The organism is Xenorhabdus indica (assembly GCF_014467235.1).
In the GTDB taxonomy this organism is placed as follows: domain Bacteria; phylum Pseudomonadota; class Gammaproteobacteria; order Enterobacterales; family Enterobacteriaceae; genus Xenorhabdus; species Xenorhabdus indica.
On record NZ_NKHP01000020.1, the window covers coordinates 1 to 24,160 of the forward strand.

The window sequence follows — 24,160 nt, forward strand, 5'->3', positions numbered from 1 at the left end:
TTTACCCAACGTATTGAGAGAACTAATCTCACTCTCCGTATCCGGATAAAGAGGCTGAATCGAAAAACGATAGGCTATTCCAAATCTGAAGAAATACACGATAAAGTGATAGGAACGTTTATTGAGCGTGAATACTACTTTCTCTAAGCGAACTAACTAACCTGAATTCTGGATAAGAAATTGACGAGAGGCCTGTTCCAGGAGCAAAGTTTTGGTGAAAGCCTAAAACGACTCCGGGGAGGAACAGGCCATGGACAAGTTAGTTGAAATTTTCTGCGATGTCGACGACTTTTGTCGTCTTTTCATCCCCCAGTGGGCGCAGTTTTGTCTCGATAACGGATACCGCCTGCGCCGCAGACAAGGCCGCATGTATCCCAGTGAAATCATGACAATTTTAATCCTCTTTCAGCGGTCGCATTACCGTGATTTTAAAAACTTTTATTTGGAGCATATCTGGCAATACCACCACCGCGACTTCCCCTCCTTGCTCAGTTATACCCGTTTTATCAGCGTTGCCCCGTCCGTTTTGGTACCTTTATCCAGTTATCTGACTCAATTAAAAGGAAAACCGACAGGCATTGCTTTTATCGATTCCACGAGTTTGCGCGTTTGTCATAACATCCGTATTCCTCGTCATAAGGTCTTTCAGGGCATAGCGCAACGCGGAAAAACCTCAATGGGATGGTTCTATGGGTTCAAATTACACCTGATTATTAACCATCTGGGCGAAATTTTAGCGCTTAAAGTGACCCTGGGTAATGTGGATGATAGGGAACCTGTTCGCGAATTATCAAAAGATCTCACGGGTTCTCTTTACGGCGACAAAGGATATCTGAGTCAGGAATTGGCGGATGATTTAGCTAAAACGGATATCACCTTTATCACGAAAAAGCGCCGCAACATGAAAGCGCTTGCACTGGCTGAGTGGGATAAGGTTATGCTTAAAAAGCGTTTTATCATTGAAACGATTAATGGACAATTAAAAAACGGCTCTCAATTAGAACATTCTCGTCACCGAAGTATAACCGGTTTTTTGTTAACGATTTTAACGGGATTGATTGCTTACTGCCTTAAAGAGAAAAAGCCATCACTGAAAATTTTCTACTCAGAAGAAGATATTTCAGCAATAGCTTAAGCGGAATTGGGGTTAATATACTAAACATTATTTATGGTAAGGATAAGAAAGCATGGATTTTTTCAACATTCATAACATATTAGTACATATTCCGTTAGGAACAAATGGTTATAACCTCTCATACATAGAAGCTGTTGGTACAATTGCCGGTTTATTATGTATTTGGCTCGCCAGTCAAGAAAAAATCATTAATTACCTGTTTGGTTTGATTAATGTGTCATTATTTGCTGTGATATTTTTCCAAATTCAACTCTATGCCAGTCTTATCCTACAAATCTTTTTCTTCGCCGCTAATATTTATGGTTGGTATGCCTGGAGCCGAATCAACGAACAGAAACAAATAGAATTAAAGATCCGTTGGTTGAACCCTAAACAAATGCTTAGTGTTGCGGCAGTTTCTATTATTTTTATCCTGATCATGACATTCAATATTGATCAGATCTTTGGTTATATGGCAAAAATTGTGGTTCTTGTTTTACAGGGTATGGGTTCCAATATTACCATGCCGAATTTACAGCCAGATGCGTTCCCATTCTGGGATTCAGTGATGACAGTGCTATCGATAGTGGCAATGATTTTAATGACTCGTAAGCATGTAGAAAATTGGCTGATATGGGTGCTTATTAATGTTATTAGTGTAGTGATTTACTTTTATCAAGGTGTTCTGGCTATGTCGTTGCAGTACATTATCCTGACGGGGATCGCTCTGAATGGCGCTCGTTTGTGGATCAAAGCAACAAAAAATAATGAATGAAGTGTGATCTATTAAAAACGTAAACTAACAGTTAGCGCAGGCCATAAGTCATTAATTGCCTTATGGCTTGTTTATTTATATTTTTCTGTGAAAAAAGTTCTTTTCTTACCCACAAAGATTATTTACAGGACAGCGCCTAACAGTTAGATTGAGATCACAAAATTATTTCAAATAACTGTAAACTCATTAGGTGGAAGGTCGATGAATTACCAGAATGACGATATAAAAATAAGGAAAATAACAGAATTATTACCACCAGTTGCATTGCTCGAAAAATTTCCTGCGACAAAAGATACTGCTATTACTGTCCGTGAATCCCGTGAAGCTATTCATAACGTTTTAGCGGGTGAAGATGATCGTCTATTGGTAGTAATTGGCCCGTGCTCAATTCATGATCCAAAGGCTGCATTGGAGTATGCAGAGCGCCTGAACAAATTACGTAAGGAATTAAAGGCAGATTTGGAAATCGTGATGCGGGTTTATTTTGAAAAACCTCGTACCACAATAGGTTGGAAGGGGTTAATTAATGACCCGAAAATGGATTGTAGTTTTGATATCAATGATGGATTACGCATAGCACGTAAGCTTCTGATAGATATTAACGACATGGGATTACCCGCAGCAGGCGAATACCTTGATATGATCACACCTCAATATCTTGCAGATCTCATGAGTTGGGGAGCGATAGGAGCGCGTACAACAGAGTCCCAGGTTCATCGGGAATTGGCATCTGGTCTTTCTTGCCCGGTTGGTTTTAAGAATGGTACTGACGGTACAATAAAAGTTGCGATTGATGCCATTAATGCAGCCGGCTCATCACACTGTTTCCTGTCAGTGACTAAATGGGGTCACTCTGCGATTGTTAACACGGTAGGTAACCAGGATTGCCATATTATTCTGCGTGGTGGTAAGGAGCCGAATTATAGTGCTGAACATGTCGGTGCTGTCAAAGAAGAGTTGATAAAAGCAGGATTGGCACCACGGGTAATGATTGATTTCAGCCACGCAAACAGTGCGAAGCAATTCAAAAGGCAAATGGATGTTGGTACTGATGTTTGTGGCCAGATTTCCGCAGGAGAAACTGCGATTATCGGCGTGATGGTTGAAAGCAATCTGGTTGAAGGCAACCAAAGCTTGGCTGGTGACGAACCCCTGGTTTATGGTCAAAGTGTGACAGATGCCTGTATTGGCTGGGATGATACAGAGACTTTATTGCGTCAATTATCTCAGGCTGTCAGAGCTCGCCGGGGTTAAACCAGTATAAAAAGCCGGAATGATTTCCGGCTTTTGCTTATTATCTTTAAGAGATAGTCTGAATTACTTTGCTTTACCTTGGTTTGCTACTGCGGCTGCTTTTGCAGCGATCTCATCTGCATTACCCAGATAATAGTGTTTGATTGGTTTCATGTTTTCATCAAATTCATAAACCAATGGCACAGCAGTTGGGATATTCAATTCAAGAATTTCGTCTTCGCCCATGTTGTCCAGATATTTCACCAGCGCACGCAGGGAGTTGCCATGAGCGGCAATAATGACTTTTTCACCATTTGCAACACGAGGTCTGATAACTTCTTCCCAATAAGGGACAACACGTTCGATAGTGGTTGCCAGACTTTCTGTGACAGGAAGTTCTTCTGGTTTCAGGTTTGCATAGCGAGGATCATGGCCAGGATAACGTTCATCATCTTTAGTCAGGTCTGGAGGCGTGATTGCAAACCCACGACGCCACAATTTAACTTGATCATCACCGTATTTGGCCGCTGTTTCAGCCTTGTCCAGACCTTGCAGTGCACCATAATGACGTTCATTCAGTTTCCAGCTTTTTTCAACTGGCAGCCATTGCTGATCGACTTGGTCCAGAATATTCCACAAAGTATGAATGGCACGTTTTAAAACAGAAGTGTAGGCAAAATCAAAAGTAAAACCTTCTTGTTTTAGCAATTGACCAGCCTGTTGTGCTTCAGTGCGGCCTTTATCAGACAATTCGACATCAGTCCAGCCGGTAAAGCGGTTCTCTTTGTTCCACTCACTTTCACCATGCCTTACAAGAACCAGCTTAGTTACAGCCATAGCTTAAACTCCTATCATTAACTTTTTAATACAAAATGAAATGGTCGCTGGGGGCATTATATGGCGTGATAGACCGAAACGGCAAACAATAGTCTCGGAACACCTGTTTTAAATCATGTTTGGGCACATCTGAAGACAGTTGCAGCCTGATTATTCCTGCCATTTTTCAAGTGCAGCTTCATTGGCGGCATTCACTCGTCTCGGTTACATAGCATCTGTTACATAGATCTATATTCCCCGAAGTTTGTTCTCTTGCCGTTGAACCGCATCTTGAAATTTATTGAGTATGGCTGCAACTGGAGATTGATTAGAATCAGATTCCGTTTAGCTGATGACTGCTTTTATCGGATAAGTGTAAAACAGCAGATGTAACACATTAAGCGTAAAGTGGAAGCCGACAGCTACCCATAAACGTCCACTCCACATCCATGCTATACCATAAATCAGACCCGCCAGTGTTGCGAAAGCCATCAACAGGGCACCGCCAGCAAAATGAGCAACACCAAATATTAGCGAAGTTATGATAAGTGCAAAATAAGGGTTCATCCACTGGCTGAGTTTTTGTTGAATATAACCACGGAATAAGGCTTCTTCTGCCAATGAAACGAATAAGATATTGGCAGCAACAAATGCAGGAAACCAGCTAGGGAGATGGAGTTCAACGGCTAATCCACCGAGAACAGTCGCGAGCCCTAATAATGCAGGTATAGTTGCGATTAACAGTGCCCAACCATGTGCCGGAGCATTAACCACCGGATTGCGGCGGAATAAACTCGGCATGCAGCATAATAAAATAAAGGGGATCAATGCTTTGTCAAAATTAAAATACATGGAAAAAGGTGCGCTGAGTGGCCCAACCTGTACTTTATCCAGATATTTCAGGTTATGAAAACCGGGGATGTGATGTATAAATAATAAAATACTCACGATAACCAATAGCAATTCGGTTATATTTTTACCAATAGTATGCATTTTGGTATTGAAATAGATATGTGTTACACCCAACACACTTATCATTAATAGTGAGATAATCGCGGGATAGGCCAGCACATAAGTGCTGATCCCAACAACAATAGCTAAAAATGCAATGAAAAAAGCGATTTTTTGGCGAATATCTAGTAGTGCCAACGAAACGGCAAGTAAAGTCCAGCCCATACAACTCTCGGTTATTTTTGAAAAAATGGATAAATAGTCTAAAAATAGACCGAGATTTTATAGCAAGAGAGAAAAAATTCAAAAAAAATAGTAAAAATTACCAAAAAAGTGTTCCTTACCATTCTGTGAGCTGGCACACAATCTTCTTCATTCGAGAGGCGATGCAGTGTGTAAACTTACCCCTCTTAGTTTTATTGTGAGAGACATTAAGAACTCACGAAAGGGAACGAGAAGCCTGCTCTGTTTCATACCGGTAGACATCACCATCAGGAATAAATTTCAGCCGATGAGTAATACATTCAGGCGCATCTTCCTGGTGGTGAGAAACAAACAAAAGTTGTGTATCACCACTTCTAATCATGATGTCAATAAAGCGCAAAACTAATTGACGATTGAGTGGATCAAGCCCTTGTAATGGCTCATCCAGAATTAATAATGTCGGATGTTTCACTAAAGCGCGGGTAATCAACACCAACCGCTGTTGTCCCCATGACAGGCTATGAAATGGACTGTTTGCAGTTGCGCCGGATAAGCCTAATAGCATTAGCCATTCATCAGCTAATTGTTGCTGACGATCTGAAACTGCCTGGTAAAGACCTATAGAATCAAAGAAACCGGAGAGGATAACATTACGGACGCTGGTACTGACACGATATTCGAGATGAATACTATTACTGACATAACCAATATGACGTTTTATATCCCAAATAGTTTCACCACTTCCTCGTTGGCGGCCAAATAAAATCAGGTGATTGTTATAACCTTGAGGATGATCGCCAGTGATCAGGCTGAGGAGAGTGGATTTTCCGGCACCATTTTCACCGATGATTTGCCAGTGTTCACCAGGATTAACCTGCCAGTTCAAGCCATGTAATATTGGTTTATCGTTGTATTGAACAACCATATTGTGCATTGATACTAAAGGTTGATCGGCGGGGAGTTGCTTATCAGCACGACATTCGTCTGGATCTGGTAGTTGAATGTTTTTTAGCGCTTCACTGTGTGCCAACTGTGCTACAAGAGATTCAGCCAAAATACGTTTTTTTTCTCCGACTAATGTCAAATGACAATCGGCCAATACACCAATTTGTTCGACAAAATCAGGGATCTGGTTAAATCGGTTTAAGATTAAAACCAGAGTGATGCCTTTTGTGGTCAGAGTTTCTAATAATTGAGATAATTGATTTCTGGCATAAGCATCTAACCCGTCAAAAGGCTCATCAAGGATTAAAAGGTCTGGATCGGCCATTAATGCCTGGCAAAGCAATACCTTGCGTACTTCTCCAGTAGAAAGATACTTAAAACGGCGTGAAAGCAAGTCTTTAATGCCAAAGTATTTTGTCAGTTCAAGGCACAATTCATTGTCTTTGTGATACATTTGGATCACTTCTGCGGCAGTACGTCCCGTATCTTCTTCATCCTCACTGAGCAAATCTGTATTGTTGCGTTGCCATTCTTCATCGATCAATTGCTGAAGCTGCTCGAAAGAGACTCGTATCGGAGTATGAAAAGAACAATGTGTTTCACCTGTCAGTTGAGTTAATTCATTTGATAAAACACGAGCCAGAGAAGACTTTCCACTGCCATTAGCGCCAACAAATGCCCAGTTTTCCCCGGAAATAATTTTTAGTGACGGTAGCCGCAGAATACGGGTGTCACTTAAACGGAAACTACTTTGCTTTACTTGCAATTCAGACATTTCTATTCCTTTTTAAGCAACATCAACTAAAGGATCACAGAAATAAGCGGAATAATGTTCAATGTCAATGAGTAATCGTCTGTTATTCGTTATGGGTTGATATTTTGGGAAGGGAGGTACAAAAATTGTTACAGCAATCGTTACAACAACCATTACAACAACAGTACAGATGCCCCTAACAAGTAAGTATCAGGGGCAAATATCGATAAAATATCGCTAATTAATATAATGCTGCAATAATCACCTTATCTGCATTAAAAAGCGCAGTCACAGAGTCATGCAGTTGAAGATCCAAATTTTCTATTTCCTGATTAGATAACGTGACACAAAGTGATTCACCACCATCAAGCGTCAGAATAATTTCACTGCATTGTTTTCCTGTTTCAATCTGGTTGATTTGACCAGATAACTTATTCTCAAAAGAGATCTTGTTGGAGGAAATTACAGCTACAGTGCCTTTGTTTAAGGTAATCCACGGAGCTTTAATTAAGGCGATCACCTCCTTACCTTTTGTCAGGTTTAATCGGTTAGCGCTTTGCTCTGTTACCGCAGCACAAATTGATGTTTTGTTATCAGCCAGCAGGATACGGATATTTTGCTGAACGCTCTCATCATCACGCTCGACAATGGTTCCGAAAAATTGATTTCTGGCACTGGTTTGTAGGGAAAAGCGCGATATGGCTGCTAACAAGCTATCCAAAGGTAATGAATCCTGATTGAGAACATCAAATGCTTTTTGCTGAATTTTTTCCAGCAGATCGTAGAGCTGTATCAGACGCTCACCATAACGTGTAAGTTGGGCACCTCCACCCCCTTTACCACCAGTTGCACGATCAACCAGTAACTCATCTGCGAGATGATTCATTTCATTGATAGCATCCCAGGCACTTTTATAGCTGATACCAGCCTGCTTAGCCCCCTGACTGATAGAACCCGTGATTTTAATCTGTTTTAGTAACTCGATTCGTCGGGGATCGGCGAAAACCCGGCACTGTAATTTGAGTGTTAACAATATTTCTGCTTGCATAGTGATTTATTCAGGCAACTATTTGAAAGTTTTTACAGAATAACTGTAAGAATCGCACGTTTCGTCGGTTACTGTTATCTTTTTATTGTCTAGAATAGTGAGATTGTTGTCTGTGCAGTACGTTGCTCTTGCCCTGGTAGGGGAGGGGACAAAGAGAGTTAAATACGGTACAGTTTATTTTAGGCTAGATGATAGTCACTCATGATATGAGGTTTACATGTTTGAGTTGATTAAAAGTATGGCGTTTGCGCTGGTTATGGTTCCTGTTGTCATGGCAGTAATTCTGGGATTGATTTACGGGCTTGGCGAGCTGTTTAACATTATTTCCAAAAACGAATCGAAAAATCTTGAACGAAAGCTTTGATCTCAGTTGATTGATCATCAGAGTTCACCTTACCCGGTTTTTCCGGGTAATTTTTTTTTGCTTTACACTTTTTCTCATCAACCGCCAGTTTACAAGTAAAAATTCTCCACATCCTGGATTGCAACACCTGCCTAAGTGAACACAAAAGCTAAAACTGGCTCACAACTTGCCGATTAATCTCAGAATAGTATTTTCATTTAACGTTGTATCTTGTTATATACAGCGCACCGTCTTGGTTATCATAAGTGGAATACAACATGAAAAAGCGCATAGCAAAGAATTTTTATCAGTTACTGACAGGAACTGTGGTTTCTTTTGCACTTGTCGGAAAGGGTTGGGCAGCGGAGAAGGTGACTATTTTCGCTGCTGCATCATTAACGAATGCACTTAATGATATTGCTGAGCAGTATAAAAAAGAAAATCGAGGAGATATTGTTGCTTCTTACGCATCGTCTTCAACATTAGCTCGCCAGATAGAGCAGGGAGCACCCGCAGATATCTTTGTTTCTGCTGATCAACAATGGATGGATTATATTTCTGATAAGAAACTTATTGTTGAAAATACTCGTCATACTTTGCTAGGGAATCAACTGGTTTTGATTGCTTCCAAAGAGGGTAAATTGAATAAAATCGATCTCAATCGAGAAACAAAATGGCAGTCTTTATTGTCTGGAGGACGTTTAGCGGTTGGTGATCCTGATTATGTTCCTGTTGGTATTTATGCTAAAGAATCACTGCAATATCTGGGCGCGTGGAACTTGGTTAACCCATTGTTGGCTCGTACCAATAATGTACGCAGCGGTATGGCTTTGGTGGAACGGGAAGAAGCGCCATTGGGAATTGTCTATGGTTCTGATGCCGTTGCCAGTAAGAAAGTGAAAGTGGTTGGTATATTCCCGCAAGAGAGTCATAAACCAGTGGAATATCCTATTGCAATTATTAAAGGTCATGAAAATCAAGCAGTACGTGATTTTTATGATTATCTCAAAACGCCTAAAGCCGTTAACATTTTCAAACGTTACGGCTTTAGTCCACTGTAGGAACTATACTTTTGGAGATGTTAAGTGAATATGAATGGCAGGCAATTTTACTGAGCCTGAAAGTCTCAGGTATTGCGGTGTTATTCAGTTTGCCATTAGGGATCTTGATGGCATGGGTTTTGGCGCGCTGTCAGTTTTTGGGGAAGTCTCTGCTTGATAGCCTTGTCCATCTGCCGTTGGTATTACCTCCGGTTGTTGTTGGTTACCTGCTGTTAATCAGCATGGGACGCCGAGGTGTACTTGGGGAATTTCTTTATAATTGGTTTGGCGTGAGCTTTGCGTTTAACTGGACAGGAGCTGCTCTGGCTTCAGCCGTTGTATCTTTTCCGTTAATGGTCAGAGCCATCCGGTTGGCATTGGAGGCTATAGACCTTCGTCTGGAGCTGGCCGCCCGCACATTAGGAGCAAGTTCACTTAAAGTCTTTTTTACCATTACTTTACCGCTTTCATTACCGGGAATAATTGTTGGCTCTGTGCTGGCTTTTGCCCGTTCACTGGGGGAGTTTGGCGCCACAATCACTTTTGTATCGAATATCCCCGGAGAAACACGCACTATCCCTCTGGCTATGTACACATTGATTGAAATGCCCGGTGAAGAAACGGCAGCGGCACGTTTATGTATCATTGCTGTAGTGCTGGCCTTGGTTTCATTGTTGATCTCTGAGTGGTTAACTCGTTGGGGAAGAAAGCGACTGGGGGCAGCATGTTAGAGCTAAGTTTTGACCAGCGTTTGGGTGATCTGCGTATGCAGGTTGATACCACTTTGCCAACAGAAAGCATTACCGCCATATTTGGGCTTTCAGGTGCAGGTAAGACTTCGTTAATCAATGTCATTGCTGGTTTAACCCGACCACAAAAAGGCAGAATTGCCTTGAATGAACGTATCTTGATTGATACAGAACAAAAAATTTTTCTGCCACCAGAAAAACGCCGAATTGGATACGTGTTTCAGGATGCCCGCCTTTTTCCTCATTATCGGGTCAAAGGAAATTTGCAATATGGCATGTCACCCGATATGCAACTGCAATTTGATAAAATTGTCGATTTACTCGGTATTGGGCATTTACTGTCCCGCTTCCCGATGACTTTATCAGGAGGTGAAAAACAGCGAGTTGCAATTGGGCGTGCGTTATTGACCGGGCCTGAATTACTGTTGATGGATGAACCAATGGCTTCATTGGATCTGCCGCGTAAACGTGAATTGTTGCCTTATCTGGAAAAATTGTCTGAAGACGTCAAGATCCCAATACTGTATGTCAGTCACAGTTTGGATGAAGTTATCCGTTTAGCCGATAATGTGGTTGTTATGGACAAGGGAAAAATCAGAGCCACAGGTTCACTGGAAGAAATATGGTCAAACAGCATACTGCGTCCGTGGTTACAAAAAGAGAGTCTTAGCAGCATACTACCTGTGATTGTGATGGATCACCATCAACGTCATCAGATGACGGCAGTAGCGGTGGGAGATAAAGCCCTTTGGTTGCCGAAAATCGATGCAGTTGCAGGAACTGACTTACGTATACGAATTGATGCATCGGACGTCTCTTTAGTCTTAGAACCACCAAGAGGCAGCAGTATCCGTAATACCTTACAGGTGAAGGTCATCGAGATCTTTGAAGAGGCTGGTCAGATTGATGTCAAATTGTCGTTAAGCGATCAATTTCTGTGGGCAAGGATCACACCATGGGCGCGGGAGGAGCTTAACTTACGCACAGGGCAATGGTTATATGCTCAGATAAAGAGTATTTCACTGAATCGTCACCTGTAAGGACAACTATTCATGAAAGAAAAAACTGAGAAAAAATAAAAGGGTAGATCATTCAGGGAGTGAAATTGTTTTTCGCTCTCCCTTAGATCCAGCTAATTAAGTGAGAAACTAAAGCACATATTTTCGAATGACTTCCGCAATACCGGGCTGAGCATTATTCTTTGTGACAAGATCTGCCCGTGCTTTGACATCATCGACAGCATTTCCCATAGCAACACCCAGACCTGCTGCTTTCAGCATACTGAGATCATTATAATTATCGCCAAAGGCGAGGACATCTTTCATACTCATCCCTTGTGACTCTACCCATTGCTGTAAACGCATCCCTTTGCTATTGCCTTTTTTGGTGATATCGACCTGATCAAACCAGGACCATTCACATTCCAGACCCACATTTTTCTCAATTTGCTCGCTAACCTCACGCAGTTTCTCTAAATCGGGAGAGCTGGTAGCGAACTTCCAGATGAAATTCACATTGTGCAGCACTTCCTGAAAATTCTTAATGAGCTGGAGAGTAGGGCGTTGGTGCTTAGGCAGAGAATTTGACCACGCAATGGTACGGGCAATTGTGTGTGGAAATTCATATAAAATAGCATCATCAACATACATCAGATGTTCAACTTCCGCACCTTGCAAATAAGAAAGTGCTTGAGAGGCTTCTTGAATAGAGAGAGGATCGGCAGCCAGAACTTTTTTAGCGTGGTAATCGTATAAATAAGCCCCGTTACAGCAAATAGCCGGAGTATCGAGTTGGAGTGCTTGGTAGAAAGGGTGAATAGCAACATGATGACGCCCAGTGACAATCAAAACTTTAATACCTGTCTGGCAGGCTTCACTTAGGGCTGTTATTGACTCTGGTAGAATATTTTTTTGTGGATCAAGTAATGTTCCATCCAGATCCAGCGCGATAACGCGGTATGACATGAGTTAGCCTCTAGGTTGTTGATGATTTAAGCAAATATTATATGCTAATTAAAAACAGTTAAACTGATATGCATTCAGTTTAACAAACAAATTTTCCCAAGAATCATTACAGATCAATAAAATAGTGATGGAGCTTTAAGGAGAGCAAATGAAACAAGTGGTTTATACAGCCAGTCCGAATAGTTGTCAGATTCATGTCTGGTCTCTGAATATTGTTGGAGAACTTTCGTTACTCCAGACGGTAAATGTACCGGGTGAAGTACAACCGATGGTGGTTAATCCTGATGGTCAACACTTATATGTAGGGATACGCCCTCAATTCAACATCGTAACTTATAAAATTGGCTCTGATGGTCGATTGGAGCAGCAAGCCATTGCACCATTACCGGGTAGCCCGACTCATATTTCAACGGACAAAGCAGGGCGTTTTTTATTTTCTGCTTCCTATAGCTTCAACAACTTAAGTGTTCACCCTATTGACAAAAATGGTGTGGTCAAAGCACCGATCCAAATTGTAGAAGGGTTGAAAGCGCCACATTCGGTCAATATTGATCGGGAGAATCGCCAATTATTGGTTCCATGTTTGAAAGAAGATCGTATTCGTATTTTTGATTTGAATGAGCAGGGATATCTGACAGAAAGCCGTACCGACGAAATTACAACAGAAGCTGGTGCAGGCCCACGACATATGGCTTTTCATCCAGAAAAAGAGGCAATTTATTGCATTAATGAGCTCGATTCAACCGTAGATGTGCTGCGTAAATGGGAGAAATACCGCATAGTACAATCTGTTGATTCATTACCTGCTGATTTTTCCAGTGTCCGTTGGTCTGCGGATATTCATATCACACCGGATGGCCGTCATCTCTATACCAGCGAGCGTTCTGAAAGTGTGATTAGTCATTTCCGTGTTTCACAAGATGGCTATCATCTGACGTTAGCAGGACATTACCTGACAGAAAGTCAGCCTCGTGGTTTTGCCATAGATTACAGTGGTAACTTTTTAATCTCTTCAGGGCAGAAATCCGATCATATTTCAGTATCCAGCATTGATAAATACAGCGGAAAACTGACCCAATTGGCACGTTATCCGGTTGGTAAAGGTCCTATGTGGGTAACAATATTGGCATTGTAATTAGAAGCCGCGCAAATTTTTAGCGCGGCATTAGATTTTTCTTCTGAAGAATTATGCTGATATCCGGCTGTCTTTTAGGCAAGGCTAAAGGTGCCAACCCCTGAGAAAACAATAGGATATGTAACCAATATATGATGTTGATATACAGAAATTAAATCTCCCAAATAAACACTTCCTTTAAATAGACGCAGATATATTTTTTGCGGGTAAATGAAAAGCTGGAAATTAAGCGGAGTGTTTATAATTGTATTGGTATGGTGTATCACACCACCAAGGTAGAGATTATTAAAATTCAATTGTGGCATATTATATCCACCATAAATATACCCATTGAAATTAGCATTCCTTCTTGTATTCGGAGCAGTTCCAATTAAAACAGGATAAGATGATACTTGAATAAACGGATAACTTCCATATTGGAGGTATGTGTTAATATTAAAATATCCACTGACATATTCTGTTATATTTAAGCCAGGATGAGGTAATGAATTTGCCCCAGGGTTTTTACCAAATAAATGAGCCAGTTCAGGTTTCTCTTTTGCTATTGCCTCATAATGTAATTGTTCTTGCGCATACATATCGTTGGACTGTGTGAATATAGCTTCCAACTCGTCTTTAGAAGGAACAACTAAGTTTTCTTGGTTCATGATATATCCCTCTCTGGTTAGAATAAATATGACTGTGTACGCAATATATCAGAAAATTTATTTTTAAATGATGAAGAATATAGCTAATTATTTACTAATATTTATCAGTGACTGATTTTTGAAGTTAAATCGGATAATTATATGGCGAGTTTAATGATATAAATCGATAAATGAATAAGTTGAAAAATAGAAGAGATAATTAAATTATTAGAAAAATAAGGCCAGCATAATTATAGTACTGGCCTTAATTGTTAAATTATTGCATCAGTAATAGCATTTGTCAGTTTCGACAATTGCTCAGGCTGAATAATATAAGGAGGCATTAAATAAATTAAGCGTCCAAATGGTCTTATCCAAACCCCCTGTTGTACGAAATGATGCTGTAGAGAAGCCATATCAACAGGCTGTTTCATTTCTACAACGCCGATTGCACCTAATACCCGTACATCTTCAACCATTTCATGTGATTTCAGAGGCAGCAACTCTCTTTTTAACTGGGATTCAATTGACTGAATACGTTGTTGCCACTGGCTTCCAGTAAGTAGTTTCAGGCTGGCGCTGGCAACGGCACAAGCCAGTGGATTGCCCATAAAAGTTGGGCCATGCATAAAACAGCCGGCCTTACTCTGGCTGATGGTTTCTGCTACATGGCGAGTTGTTAACGTTGCAGATAACGTCATATAACCGCCTGTTAGTGCTTTGCCTAAGCATAAAATATCTGGTTCGATTTCAGCATGTTCACAGGCAAATAACTTACCCGTGCGGCCAAATCCGGTAGCGATCTCATCCGCAATCAGCAAAATCTGGTATTCATGACAAAGCTGACGGACCCGACGCAGATACTCAGGATGATAAATTCGCATTCCGCCCGCTCCCTGAACAATCGGTTCCAGGATGACAGCAGCGATTTCGTCATGATGCTGTTGTATCAATTGCCGGAAAGAAGCGATATCTTCAGGCTGCCATTCACCATCAAAACGGGATTGAGGGGCATCCGCAAACAGATGATTGGGGAGATAGCCTTTATAAAGGCTATGCATTGAATTATCGGGATCACAGACCGACATTGCGCCAAAAGTATCGCCATGATAACCATGACGTAGTGTCAGAAATTTCTGGCGTCTTTTTTCCTGTTTTTTCTCTTTGGCTTGCCAATATTGCAGCGCCATTTTCATGGCAACTTCCACGGCAACAGATCCGGAATCGGCCAGAAAAACACACTCTAATGGCACAGGAGTCATTGCCACTAGCTGTTTACACAGTTCAATAGCAGGTAGATGGGTAATACCGCCAAACATGACATGAGACATTTTGCCAATTTGAGTCGTTGCCGCTTCATTAAGCACAGAGTGATTATAGCCGTGAATGGCAGCCCACCATGAAGACATACCATCAATTAACTTACGACCATCTGACAATACCAGTTCAACACCACTGGCTGAAACAACAGGATAAGTCGGCAGTGGATTGCTCATTGATGTATACGGATGCCAGATATGGCGCAGGTCAAATTCAATATCTGAATGATTCATGATAAATTTATTGTAAACCTTTTTGTGTTTGTTTTAGTTGACATGATAGCGGCGTTATTTAAACTGACAACATTTTTCACACTGGAGAAATTACTGTGAGTGAGCGTCAACAATGGACTATCAAACAGGCACAGGCGCTGTTTGATAAGCCTTTTTTTGAATTATTGTTTCAGGCACAGCAGATACACCGCGAACATTTTGATCCACAGCAAGTACAGGTCAGCACACTTCTTTCAATAAAAACCGGAGCCTGTCCAGAAGACTGTAAGTATTGTCCACAAAGTTCCCGTTATAAAACGGGTCTGGAAAAAGAACGCCTGATGGAGGTGGAAAAAGTCATTGAATCTGCACGCAAAGCCAAAAATGCAGGTTCAACCCGTTTTTGTATGGGGGCAGCATGGAAAAACCCACACGAACGGGATATGCCTTATCTGGAGAAGATGGTTAAAGAAGTTAAGGCATTGGGTATGGAAACTTGTATGACACTGGGAATGTTGAACTCATCTCAGGCGCAGCGTCTGGCAGAAGCGGGTCTGGACTACTATAACCATAACCTGGACACCTCGCCGGAATTTTACGGCAATATCATTACCACACGCAGTTACCAGGACAGGCTGGATACACTGGAAAATGTCAGGGATGTAGGCATTAAGGTGTGTTCTGGCGGTATTGTCGGTCTGGGTGAGGAAATTCGTGATCGGGCAGCATTGTTGGTACAACTGGCAAACTTGCCGAAACCGCCTGAAAGTGTGCCAATCAACATGCTGGTAAAAGTTAAAGGAACGCCACTGGAAAGTAACGAAGACGTCGATCCATTTGACTTTATTCGCACCATTGCGGTGGCTCGGATCATGATGCCGAAATCTCATGTCCGCTTATCCGCAGGGCGTGAACAGATGAATGAACAGACTCAGGCTATGTGTTTTATGGCCGGGGCCAACTCTATTTTTTACGGCTGTAAATTACTGACGACTCCGAATCCGGAGGAAGACAAAGACCTGCAACTGTTCCGCAGACTGGGCATCAATCCTCAGCAGACAAAAACAGCATTCGGTGATAATCAGCAGCAGCAACACTTGGCAGAAGCGATCATAAACAGTGCTGAAAATGAACAATTCTATAATGCGGCAATATGATGAATTGGTCAGATTTTATCTCCCGGCGTTTGGCTGAACGCCGGGGCACATCTTTATGGCGTAGCAGGCAAGTCCATTTGGGTTCAGATGGGCAACTCTTAGATACTGCTGATGGTCAGTATCTGAACTTTTCCAGTAATGACTACCTTGGGTTGAGCCAACATCCGCAAATTATTGCTGCCTGGCAACAAGGGGCGGAGCGGTATGGTGTAGGCAGTGGTGGTTCTGGGCATGTTACAGGTTATACCGCCGCTCACCATATGCTGGAACAACAACTGGCGGAATGGCTTGGTTATTCCCGGGCTTTACTGTTCATTTCTGGTTATGCCGCTAATCAAGGCGTGATAGCGGCATTGATGGAAAAAGAGGATCGTATTATTGCTGATCGCCTGAGCCATGCTTCATTGATGGAAGCCGCTATGCAATCTCCAGCTCAATTGCGACGCTTTCTGCACAATAATCCTGATTCTCTGAAACAGCATCTGGCAAAAGAGTGTGCAGGTAAAACATTTGTGGTCACCGAGGGCATTTTCAGTATGGATGGAGATAGCGCGCCACTTGATGTGATTGCACAGCAAACACAATCTACGGGCAGTTGGTTACTGGTTGATGATGCTCATGGTATCGGTATTCGTGGGGATGAAGGACGGGGTAGTTGTTGGTTGCAGAATGTGAAACCAGAGCTTTTAATCGTCACATTTGGTAAAGCATTTGGTTTAAGTGGTGCGGCTGTGTTGTGTGATGAGCAGACCGCAGAGTACCTGATTCAATATGCCCGACACTTGATTTACAGCACGTCTATGCCACCTGCTCAGGCTATAGCTCTTTCTGAAGCTGTGCGGCAAATCCGGGCTGGAGATGAATTACGCTACCGATTGCAAAATAATATCCGATATTTTCGCCGTGAGGCACAAAACTTACCTTTTTCCCTGATGGATTCTGAAACGGCTATTCAGCCTGTGATCATTGGTGATAATGAACGTTGTATCGCTTTATCCCATTCACTTATGCAACAAAAATTATGGGTAAAAGCGATTCTTCCACCGACAGTGCCACCGGATAGTGCCCGCTTGCGTATCACACTGACAGCAAATCATACCCGACAACATATTGATGCATTACTGGAGGTGTTGCGTGGTTCTGGCTGTTAAATGTGTTGATAAACAGGCGATTGCGGGAGCTTTTGGCAGGGCAGCCTCATGCTATGACATGGTTGCAAAGCTGCAACAACAAACCGGGGAATACCTGATGGAATTGGCTCGTGCAGAGGATACCGGTATGCGGGTATTGGATGCTGGTTGTGGCACCGGTTTTTTTAGTAACCGCTGGAAACAATGGGGTAAACAGGTTATCGCATTGGATCTGGCTGCCGGCATGTTAAACCATGCTCAGAGTCAGCAAGCTGCTGACTACTACCTGCAAGGCGATATTGAGCACTTAGGGCTGGCCGATAGTAGTGTAGATATCTGTTTCAGTAACTTGGCTGTACAGTGGTGTAATGATCTGCCATGTGCATTACAGGAATTCCATCGTGTAACCCGTCCCGGAGGCCTTATTTTATTTTCCACTCTTGCACAGGGCTCACTGTGTGAGCTGGAAGCAGCATGGGAGCGCGTTGATGCTTATCGACACATTAATCAATTCCTGTCTTTGCAGGCAATTGCTGATGCGTGTCAACCGTACCGGCATCAATTCATACACAAGCAATATAGCCAGCATTATCCACAGTTGCTGCTTTTATTGAATTCCTTGAAAGGTATCGGAGCTACACACCTTCATCGTGGCCGTCAACAGGGTTTGATGACGAAAAAACGCCTGAATGTTCTTTCAGAAGTGTATCCGAGAAAGAATGGAAGTTACCCATTAAGCTATCAAATTGTTTTTGGAGTCATTTATTGTGACAAATAAATACTTTCTTACCGGGACTGATACCGAAGTGGGTAAAACGGTTGTCAGTTGTGCCTTGTTACAAGCGGCGAATAAAAAAGGCTATCAAACTGCGGGTTATAAACCAGTGGCATCAGGCAGTGAAATCACTTCGGAAGGGGTACGTAATAGAGATGCTTTAGCTTTGCAGTATAACAGTTCAGTATCTCTGTCTTACCAGGAAGTTAATCCATTAGTATTTGTGGAACCTACTTCTCCCCATATTATCAGTGCTGAACTCAATCAGCCGATCGAATTTACTGTGATATCACAAGGTCTGGAAGAATTGGCGGTAAAAGCGAATTGGGTGTTAATTGAGGGGGCTGGTGGTTGGTACACACCGTTATCTGAAAATACCACTTTCGCAGATTGGGTGGTTCAGGAAAAACTGCCTGTGATTTTGACGGTAGGGATTAAATTGGGTTGTATTAACCATGCTGTCTTAACAGCAAAAGTTATTCAAGGTTCAGGTTTGGAATTAGTGGGTTGGGTTGCGAATGAAATAGAACCCGCTGGCAAGCGTCAGGCTGAGTATTTAGCAACATTAAAACGGATGATTTCTGCACCCTTACTTGGTGTGATACCCCATTTAAGCGACTCAGATAAGAAAAATAACATTGGAGAATATATAAATATTGATTTATTGGTTAACTAATTATTTATTTGCTGTTAGTTAAAATAGCCCACTAAATAAGTGGGTTCTGGTGGAGATGTTGGTATAAAATACACTTTCTTTTAACAATTATTATCCTGTTTTTGCACAAAAAATAGCGTGAAACTATTTCAAAATAGTATGAAAACATTTCGCCATTGAAGAAATCCGCAGAAGAGGATAACTCTGCAACCTCCCATAGCTAATAGGATTTGTTGAGTTATCCACTGTTCCTGTGGATAACCTTGTGTATTAGGTTTAGAAAAGTAGTCTGACACAAGATGATACGCGGCTTGCACAAGATTTGCTGTTATTCTCTCCTTTGAATTTTTTTTGTTTAAAATTAGTTGGTTATATAAAATCAATCCTTTTCAACGCCTCTTGATCATTCTCTGCTTTATCATTTCAGTAGCTACAATGAAAATAGGAAAAAGTAAAATCGCTATCTGGGGATAAAAATAGCCTCAACTAATGTTAACTAATTGTTATTATCACCTTACGGTTGTTTCTGCTCTTGGTTAACGTCTGTCGGGTACAACTTTTGAATTGGGGACAATATTATTTTGCTGATCTACTTGAAGCTGGTTTTTTATCCAGTATTATAAGGGCGTTTTGGTTAGCATATATACGTGATGGATTTCAACGTGCAGTCAGTAAAGTTGTAACTTGAAAGATGAGTATATAGGCATGCAATGATATCGGGTGGAAGATGAGTAAAGAGACGAGCAAAGTATTCAAGTTATGTTCTGATTTCGAGCCTGGCGGGGATCAGCCAGAAGCTATCCGAAAATTACAGGATGGGCTGGAAGATGGTCTTGCCCATCAGACGTTATTGGGGGTTACGGGATCAGGCAAAACATTCACGATAGCCAATGTTATTGCAAATATGAATCGACCAACGATGATTTTGGCTCCGAATAAAACGTTGGCGGCTCAGCTCTATAGCGAAATGAAGGAGTTCTTTCCTGAGAATGCAGTAGAGTATTTCGTTTCTTACTACGATTATTATCAACCAGAAGCTTATGTGCCTAGCTCTGATACTTTTATCGAAAAAGATGCATCTGTGAACGAGCATATTGAACAGATGCGCTTGTCTGCAACAAAAGCCTTGTTGGAGCGAAAGGATGTTGTTGTGGTTGCTTCTGTTTCTGCAATTTATGGTTTGGGTGATCCCGATAGTTACCTGAAAATGATGCTGCATCTGACTAACGGGATGTTAATAGATCAGCGCTCTATCCTGCGTCGTCTGGCAGAGTTGCAATATACGCGTAATGATCAGGCATTCCAGCGAGGAACTTTCCGTGTACGTGGTGAAGTGATTGATATTTTTCCTGCTGAATCAGATGAACATGCGTTGCGTGTTGAATTGTTTGACGATGAAGTAGAACGGCTTTCTTTGTTTGATCCGTTGACAGGGCAGGTGCAATATAATGTTCCCCGTTATACTGTTTATCCCAAAACTCACTATGTAACACCACGTGAGCGTCTCCTCCAGGCGATAGAATATATTAAAGTTGAGCTGGATGAGAGACGTAAAGTTCTTCTGGCTTCAGATAAGCTGCTGGAGGAACAGCGTATAACCCAGAGAACCCAATTTGATCTGGAAATGATGAATGAACTGGGCTATTGCTCTGGGATTGAAAACTACTCCCGCTATCTGTCCGGCCGTGCTCCGGGGGAACCGCCTCCGACTTTATTCGATTACCTGTCAGCAGATGGTTTGTTGATTGTGGATGAATCCCACGTCACTATTCCACAATTGGGTGGTATGTATCGAGGGGATCGTTCTCGTAAGGAGACACTGGTGGAATATGGTTTCCGGTTACCATCAGCGTTGGATAACCGTCCGATGCGCTTTGAAGAATTCGAAGCTCTGGCACCACAAACCATTTATGTATCGGCAACACCCGGTCACTATGAACTGGAGAAATCCGGTAATGAAGTGGTTGAACAGGTGGTGCGTCCAACGGGTCTTATTGACCCAGAGGTTGAAGTTCGTCCAGTTGCGACTCAGGTTGATGACTTATTATCTGAAATTCGTGCCCGTGCAGCAAAAAATGAACGTGTGCTGGTAACCACTCTGACCAAGCGTATGGCGGAGGATTTGACAGAATATCTGGAGGAGCATGGCGAGCGGGTGCGTTATCTTCATTCTGATATTGATACCGTTGAGCGGGTGGAAATCATCCGTGATTTGCGCCTGGGAGAATTTGATGTACTGGTTGGGATCAACTTGTTACGTGAAGGTTTGGATATGCCGGAAGTCTCTTTAGTTGCAATTTTAGATGCCGATAAAGAGGGTTTCCTTCGGTCAGAACGTTCTTTGATCCAGACAATTGGGCGTGCAGCGCGTAACCTGCATGGCAAAGCGATTCTGTACGGTGATAAAATTACCGATTCCATGGCGAAAGCAATTAATGAAACAGAACGTCGTCGTGCTAAACAACAGGCGTTTAATGAAGAGCACGGTATTACACCAAAAGGGTTGAATAAAAAAATCGGTGATATTCTGCAACTTGGTCAACCTGTTAATGGTAAAGGGAGAACTAAGAGCAAAAGCAGAGGTAAAGCAGATTTGGGGATGGATGATTACCAAAAACTCTCAACGAAAGAATTGGAGAGTAAAATCCGCGAATTGGAAGAAAAGATGTACCAATATGCCCGGGATCTTGAATTTGAACAAGCGGCTAACGTGCGTGATCAGGTTCAGGCATTAAGAGCACAGTTTATTGTCAATTCTTAAATTGAAATGGAGAGTGAAATAATCACTCTCCATCGGCAATTTAGCTATGTAATCTGTAACATATGCTACTAACGAATGAATTACCCCAGTTTTTGCAACGTTTCTTCTATCGCTTGTCGTAATAATTCGCGATCATGACGATAAGGAATATCCTGAGCTTCCAAAATTTGTTGTGTGATAATCCTGTCATTCAAATTGCTGGTATCTGTGCATGGGCCAACAATGATTGCATTAATCATCTTGCGACCAATCGTATTCTCTATCATAGCGAGTTTATCTTTCAATGAGAGATCAGCGGCAGCATGACTGAGTTCTTTCCCTAAGTTACCGATATAAATCATATTGGCATTGCTGCGACGCAAGGATTGAGTTAAATCTTCCAACAGTAATACCGGCATCAGACTGGTGAAAAAACTACCGGGGCCGATTAGAATTAAATCAGCCTGTTCAATTGCTTCCAGTGCTTCTTTAGTAGCGTTAACATGGGGGTAAAGCATTAACTCTCGCGGGACACAATTTAGTTGGTCAATATTCACTTCACCATACACTGTATTTCCCTGATCATCTACGGCCATTAAATCAACAGATTGTTCAGACATAGGGATCAGATGAGCATTCACTTTCAGTAGATTGCGGATCAGATTAATCGCCTCAAGAGGCCGGACACTTAAATGATCCAACGCTTTCAACATCAAATTACCCAGATTATGCCCTGCCAGCTCGCCATTACCACCAAACCGATACTCAAACATAGCTGAAGCAACAGTAGGTTCCGTAATCAACTGATTAAGGCAATTGCGGGTATCTCCCCAAGCGATACCTCCTTCGGAACGTCTTATTCTTCCGGTTGAGCCACCATTATCTGTTGTAGTGACAATACCAGTCAGTCGGGTACTGAGAGATGAGAGGGAAGACATGACGCGCCCAAGTCCGTGACCACCTCCGAGGGCAACAACACGATCCAAATCGGCTAATATTCGGTTTCGCATAGGGTTCCTGTTACTGAATAAATGCAATTGAATAAATTTTATGTAATCTATCATAAAGTATGACGTTTTGAGCAATTGCCATGATTTTATGCGATTTTTATCAACTATTTTTCTACATAAATAGAATGAATAGCCGACAACAGTTTGATGTTGATGATGTTTATTAACTCTTTGTATATAAAGATATATATCGGTGTCGAAGTTAGCTTTTTATTGATTTAAGCGTTAGAATCCACACTAAGGCTTGGTTATTCACGTAATAGTTTACATGATGACCAAGTTTGAAATTAACCCCTAGCCTCTGCATCTAAGTCTTTGTTGTGTAATTTTTTACTAATTAGTTCTACCATAAATAGCCCTGTCAAATGGATACCACACCGATATGATGCTTTGGCCGTGGCTCTTGAGTCACCAGGGTGCAAGACAGAAATGCCTGCATCCCCCATGATTGGAAGGTGTTATAGTGGAACAACTCATAGATATGTTCTCCCGCAAGTTTTACTATTTGAGGTTATCGATTACTGATGTATGTAACTTTCGTTGCACCTATTGCCTGCCCGACGGTTACCAACCTAACAGCTCTCCCTCCAGGGAACACAAATCATTTCTGACCCTGCCGGAGATCCGTCGTATCAGTCGTGCGTTTTCCGAGCTTGGTACAGAGAAGATTCGTCTGACCGGAGGAGAACCTACTATGCGCCGTGATTTTTGCGATATTATTGCGACGGTGCATGAAAATCCGCAGATTAAAAAAATTGCTGTCACGACTAATGGCTACCGTATGGAGCGTGAAGTTGCTCGCTGGAAAGAAGCCGGCCTTACAGCAATCAATGTGAGTGTAGATAGTCTCGATCCCCGCCAATTTTACGCTATTACCGGACAGGATAAATTTTTCCAGATTATGCGTGGCATTGATGCGGCCTTTGAAGCGGGTTTCAGCACAGTAAAAGTTAATTCGGTGTTGATGAAAAATATCAATGATACCAGCCTGCCAGCTTTTCTTGATTGGATAAAGCACCGTTCAATTCAATTGCGTTTTATCGAATTGATGGAAACGGGAGAAGGGAGTGCAACTTTCCAACGCCATCATCTTTCTGGTGAGGTGATCCGGCATCGTTTACTTCAACAAGGTTGGCAGCAACAGCCGCGAACACGTAGTGACGGGCCAGCTCAGGTGTTCAGGCATGCAGACTATCAGGGAGAAATCGGCTTGATCATGCCGTATGAAAAAGATTTCTGCCAAAGTTGTAATCGCCTGCGTGTTTCCGCTATTGGCAATCTTCACCTGTGCCTGTTTGGAGAGCAGGGGATCCCGTTACGTGATTTATTATCCGATGACACATCACTTAATGATTTGAAATTACGTATTCAGGGCGGGTTGCGTCATAAACGTGAAACGCATTTTCTGCATCAGGGGAACAGTGGCATTACCCCTAACCTTTCTTTTATTGGCGGTTAATTTAA

23 protein-coding genes and 1 riboswitch are annotated in these 24,160 nt (G+C 42.0%); of the genes, 15 read left to right on the top strand and 8 right to left on the bottom strand.

Going from position 1 to position 24,160, the window contains the following annotated elements:
* The 4 genes from Xind_RS14520 to aroG form a co-directional block, all read left to right on the top strand.
* Positions 1-147 (top strand): IS1 family transposase (locus Xind_RS14520; protein WP_222941825.1); only part of this gene is annotated, 147 nt, incomplete at its 5' end.
* 103 nt (positions 148-250) lie between these two features.
* The gene (locus Xind_RS14525; protein ID WP_187650338.1) at positions 251-1,135 is read left to right on the top strand and encodes an IS982 family transposase; all 885 of its coding nucleotides are present in this window, start codon (positions 251-253) and stop codon (positions 1,133-1,135) included.
* Positions 1,136-1,187: 52 nt separating this feature from the next.
* Positions 1,188-1,889 (top strand): nicotinamide riboside transporter PnuC, encoded by a 702-nt coding sequence (gene pnuC / locus Xind_RS14530; RefSeq protein WP_047683020.1) that lies wholly within the window; start codon positions 1,188-1,190, stop codon positions 1,887-1,889.
* A 201-nt stretch (positions 1,890-2,090) separates the two neighbouring features.
* On the top strand, positions 2,091-3,143 hold the full coding sequence (gene aroG, locus Xind_RS14535) for a 3-deoxy-7-phosphoheptulonate synthase AroG (protein ID WP_047683018.1): 1,053 nt from the start codon (positions 2,091-2,093) through the stop codon (positions 3,141-3,143).
* A gap of 63 nt (positions 3,144-3,206) precedes the next feature.
* Here the strand turns inward: aroG and gpmA are convergent, their stop codons facing one another.
* From gpmA to modE, 4 genes are all read right to left on the bottom strand, one after another.
* Positions 3,207-3,959, bottom strand: a complete 753-nt coding sequence (gpmA, locus tag Xind_RS14540; RefSeq protein WP_047683016.1) for a 2,3-diphosphoglycerate-dependent phosphoglycerate mutase — start codon at positions 3,957-3,959, stop codon at positions 3,207-3,209.
* A 324-nt stretch (positions 3,960-4,283) separates the two neighbouring features.
* Entirely contained in the window at positions 4,284-5,114 is an 831-nt protein-coding gene (locus tag Xind_RS14545; RefSeq protein WP_047683014.1) for a CPBP family intramembrane glutamic endopeptidase, read from the bottom strand.
* A gap of 214 nt (positions 5,115-5,328) precedes the next feature.
* On the bottom strand, positions 5,329-6,813 hold the full coding sequence (gene modF / locus Xind_RS14550; RefSeq protein WP_047683012.1) for a molybdate ABC transporter ATP-binding protein ModF: 1,485 nt from the start codon (positions 6,811-6,813) through the stop codon (positions 5,329-5,331).
* Between the two features lie 220 nt (positions 6,814-7,033).
* On the bottom strand, positions 7,034-7,840 hold the full coding sequence (gene modE, locus Xind_RS14555; protein WP_187650339.1) for a molybdenum-dependent transcriptional regulator: 807 nt from the start codon (positions 7,838-7,840) through the stop codon (positions 7,034-7,036).
* A gap of 217 nt (positions 7,841-8,057) precedes the next feature.
* Between modE and Xind_RS14560 the strand changes: the two genes are divergently transcribed.
* The 4 genes from Xind_RS14560 (at position 8,058) to modC (ending at position 11,012) form a co-directional block, all read left to right on the top strand.
* Positions 8,058-8,204 (top strand): AcrZ family multidrug efflux pump-associated protein, encoded by a 147-nt coding sequence (locus Xind_RS14560; RefSeq protein ID WP_047683008.1) that lies wholly within the window; start codon positions 8,058-8,060, stop codon positions 8,202-8,204.
* A 257-nt stretch (positions 8,205-8,461) separates the two neighbouring features.
* Positions 8,462-9,244: a molybdate ABC transporter substrate-binding protein gene (gene modA, locus Xind_RS14565; protein ID WP_187650340.1), complete on the top strand. Its 783-nt coding sequence runs from the start codon at positions 8,462-8,464 to the stop codon at positions 9,242-9,244.
* Positions 9,245-9,261: 17 nt separating this feature from the next.
* Positions 9,262-9,954 carry a molybdate ABC transporter permease subunit gene (modB, locus tag Xind_RS14570; RefSeq protein ID WP_047683006.1) on the top strand — a complete coding sequence of 231 codons (693 nt, stop codon included), beginning with the start codon at positions 9,262-9,264 and terminating at the stop codon, positions 9,952-9,954.
* Positions 9,948-11,012 carry a molybdenum ABC transporter ATP-binding protein ModC gene (gene modC, locus Xind_RS14575; RefSeq protein ID WP_047683004.1) on the top strand — a complete coding sequence of 355 codons (1,065 nt, stop codon included), beginning with the start codon at positions 9,948-9,950 and terminating at the stop codon, positions 11,010-11,012. The genes modB and modC overlap by 7 nt, the downstream gene beginning before the upstream one ends.
* Before the next feature lie 108 nt (positions 11,013-11,120).
* Here modC and Xind_RS14580 read toward each other — a convergent pair whose 3' ends face one another.
* Positions 11,121-11,936 (bottom strand): pyridoxal phosphatase, encoded by an 816-nt coding sequence (locus Xind_RS14580; protein ID WP_187650341.1) that lies wholly within the window; start codon positions 11,934-11,936, stop codon positions 11,121-11,123.
* A 148-nt stretch (positions 11,937-12,084) separates the two neighbouring features.
* On the opposite strand from Xind_RS14580, the gene pgl reads away from it, so the two are divergent.
* Positions 12,085-13,071 carry a 6-phosphogluconolactonase gene (pgl, locus tag Xind_RS14585; RefSeq protein WP_047683000.1) on the top strand — a complete coding sequence of 329 codons (987 nt, stop codon included), beginning with the start codon at positions 12,085-12,087 and terminating at the stop codon, positions 13,069-13,071.
* Between the two features lie 74 nt (positions 13,072-13,145).
* On the opposite strand, the gene Xind_RS14590 is transcribed toward pgl, so the two are convergent.
* A complete protein-coding gene (locus Xind_RS14590; RefSeq protein ID WP_047682998.1) occupies positions 13,146-13,718 on the bottom strand; it encodes a hypothetical protein in 573 nt (190 codons plus the stop codon).
* Positions 13,719-13,969: 251 nt separating this feature from the next.
* Positions 13,970-15,250 (bottom strand): adenosylmethionine--8-amino-7-oxononanoate transaminase, encoded by a 1,281-nt coding sequence (bioA, locus tag Xind_RS14595; protein WP_187650342.1) that lies wholly within the window; start codon positions 15,248-15,250, stop codon positions 13,970-13,972.
* A 95-nt stretch (positions 15,251-15,345) separates the two neighbouring features.
* Between bioA and bioB the strand changes: the two genes are divergently transcribed.
* From bioB to uvrB, 5 genes are all read left to right on the top strand, one after another.
* The gene (bioB, locus tag Xind_RS14600) at positions 15,346-16,386 is read left to right on the top strand and encodes a biotin synthase BioB (RefSeq protein ID WP_047682994.1); all 1,041 of its coding nucleotides are present in this window, start codon (positions 15,346-15,348) and stop codon (positions 16,384-16,386) included.
* Positions 16,386-17,537, top strand: coding sequence for an 8-amino-7-oxononanoate synthase (gene bioF / locus Xind_RS14605; protein WP_187650358.1), 1,152 nt, complete (start codon positions 16,386-16,388; stop codon positions 17,535-17,537). The genes bioB and bioF overlap by 1 nt, the downstream gene beginning before the upstream one ends.
* Positions 17,500-18,294: a malonyl-ACP O-methyltransferase BioC gene (gene bioC / locus Xind_RS14610; protein WP_187650343.1), complete on the top strand. Its 795-nt coding sequence runs from the start codon at positions 17,500-17,502 to the stop codon at positions 18,292-18,294. Before bioF ends, bioC begins: the two co-directional genes overlap by 38 nt.
* Complete coding sequence (gene bioD, locus Xind_RS14615; RefSeq protein WP_187650344.1) at positions 18,284-18,967, top strand: dethiobiotin synthase; 684 nt, start codon at positions 18,284-18,286, stop codon at positions 18,965-18,967. Before bioC ends, bioD begins: the two co-directional genes overlap by 11 nt.
* A 706-nt stretch (positions 18,968-19,673) precedes the next feature.
* Positions 19,674-21,707: an excinuclease ABC subunit UvrB gene (gene uvrB / locus Xind_RS14620; RefSeq protein ID WP_047682987.1), complete on the top strand. Its 2,034-nt coding sequence runs from the start codon at positions 19,674-19,676 to the stop codon at positions 21,705-21,707.
* A gap of 80 nt (positions 21,708-21,787) precedes the next feature.
* Here the strand turns inward: uvrB and Xind_RS14625 are convergent, their stop codons facing one another.
* Positions 21,788-22,696, bottom strand: coding sequence for a gluconeogenesis factor YvcK family protein (locus Xind_RS14625; protein WP_047682985.1), 909 nt, complete (start codon positions 22,694-22,696; stop codon positions 21,788-21,790).
* A gap of 279 nt (positions 22,697-22,975) precedes the next feature.
* A riboswitch (molybdenum cofactor riboswitch) is annotated at positions 22,976-23,170 on the top strand.
* On the opposite strand from Xind_RS14625, the gene moaA reads away from it, so the two are divergent.
* On the top strand, positions 23,157-24,155 hold the full coding sequence (moaA, locus tag Xind_RS14630; RefSeq protein WP_187650359.1) for a GTP 3',8-cyclase MoaA: 999 nt from the start codon (positions 23,157-23,159) through the stop codon (positions 24,153-24,155). Its footprint overlaps the riboswitch before it by 14 nt.
* Positions 24,156-24,160: the final 5 nt, after the last annotated feature.

What these genes read in the sequence shown, in the direction of transcription:
- pnuC (WP_047683020.1), top strand. Translation starts at nt 1,188, where the DNA reads ATGGATTTTTTCAACATTCATAACATATTAGTACATATTCCGTTAGGA.
- bioF (WP_187650358.1), top strand. Translation starts at nt 16,386, where the DNA reads ATGAATTGGTCAGATTTTATCTCCCGGCGTTTGGCTGAACGCCGGGGC.
- modE (WP_187650339.1), bottom strand. Translation starts at nt 7,840, where the DNA reads ATGCAAGCAGAAATATTGTTAACACTCAAATTACAGTGCCGGGTTTTC.
- modF (WP_047683012.1), bottom strand. Translation starts at nt 6,813, where the DNA reads ATGTCTGAATTGCAAGTAAAGCAAAGTAGTTTCCGTTTAAGTGACACC.
- gpmA (WP_047683016.1), bottom strand. Translation starts at nt 3,959, where the DNA reads ATGGCTGTAACTAAGCTGGTTCTTGTAAGGCATGGTGAAAGTGAGTGG.
- modA (WP_187650340.1), top strand. Translation starts at nt 8,462, where the DNA reads ATGAAAAAGCGCATAGCAAAGAATTTTTATCAGTTACTGACAGGAACT.
- modB (WP_047683006.1), top strand. Translation starts at nt 9,262, where the DNA reads ATGTTAAGTGAATATGAATGGCAGGCAATTTTACTGAGCCTGAAAGTC.
- Xind_RS14580 (WP_187650341.1), bottom strand. Translation starts at nt 11,936, where the DNA reads ATGTCATACCGCGTTATCGCGCTGGATCTGGATGGAACATTACTTGAT.
- bioA (WP_187650342.1), bottom strand. Translation starts at nt 15,250, where the DNA reads ATGAATCATTCAGATATTGAATTTGACCTGCGCCATATCTGGCATCCG.
- Xind_RS14525 (WP_187650338.1), top strand. Translation starts at nt 251, where the DNA reads ATGGACAAGTTAGTTGAAATTTTCTGCGATGTCGACGACTTTTGTCGT.
- Xind_RS14560 (WP_047683008.1), top strand. Translation starts at nt 8,058, where the DNA reads ATGTTTGAGTTGATTAAAAGTATGGCGTTTGCGCTGGTTATGGTTCCT.
- Xind_RS14625 (WP_047682985.1), bottom strand. Translation starts at nt 22,696, where the DNA reads ATGCGAAACCGAATATTAGCCGATTTGGATCGTGTTGTTGCCCTCGGA.
- uvrB (WP_047682987.1), top strand. Translation starts at nt 19,674, where the DNA reads ATGAGTAAAGAGACGAGCAAAGTATTCAAGTTATGTTCTGATTTCGAG.
- Xind_RS14590 (WP_047682998.1), bottom strand. Translation starts at nt 13,718, where the DNA reads ATGAACCAAGAAAACTTAGTTGTTCCTTCTAAAGACGAGTTGGAAGCT.
- pgl (WP_047683000.1), top strand. Translation starts at nt 12,085, where the DNA reads ATGAAACAAGTGGTTTATACAGCCAGTCCGAATAGTTGTCAGATTCAT.
- aroG (WP_047683018.1), top strand. Translation starts at nt 2,091, where the DNA reads ATGAATTACCAGAATGACGATATAAAAATAAGGAAAATAACAGAATTA.
- Xind_RS14545 (WP_047683014.1), bottom strand. Translation starts at nt 5,114, where the DNA reads ATGGGCTGGACTTTACTTGCCGTTTCGTTGGCACTACTAGATATTCGC.
- modC (WP_047683004.1), top strand. Translation starts at nt 9,948, where the DNA reads ATGTTAGAGCTAAGTTTTGACCAGCGTTTGGGTGATCTGCGTATGCAG.
- bioC (WP_187650343.1), top strand. Translation starts at nt 17,500, where the DNA reads ATGCATTACTGGAGGTGTTGCGTGGTTCTGGCTGTTAAATGTGTTGAT.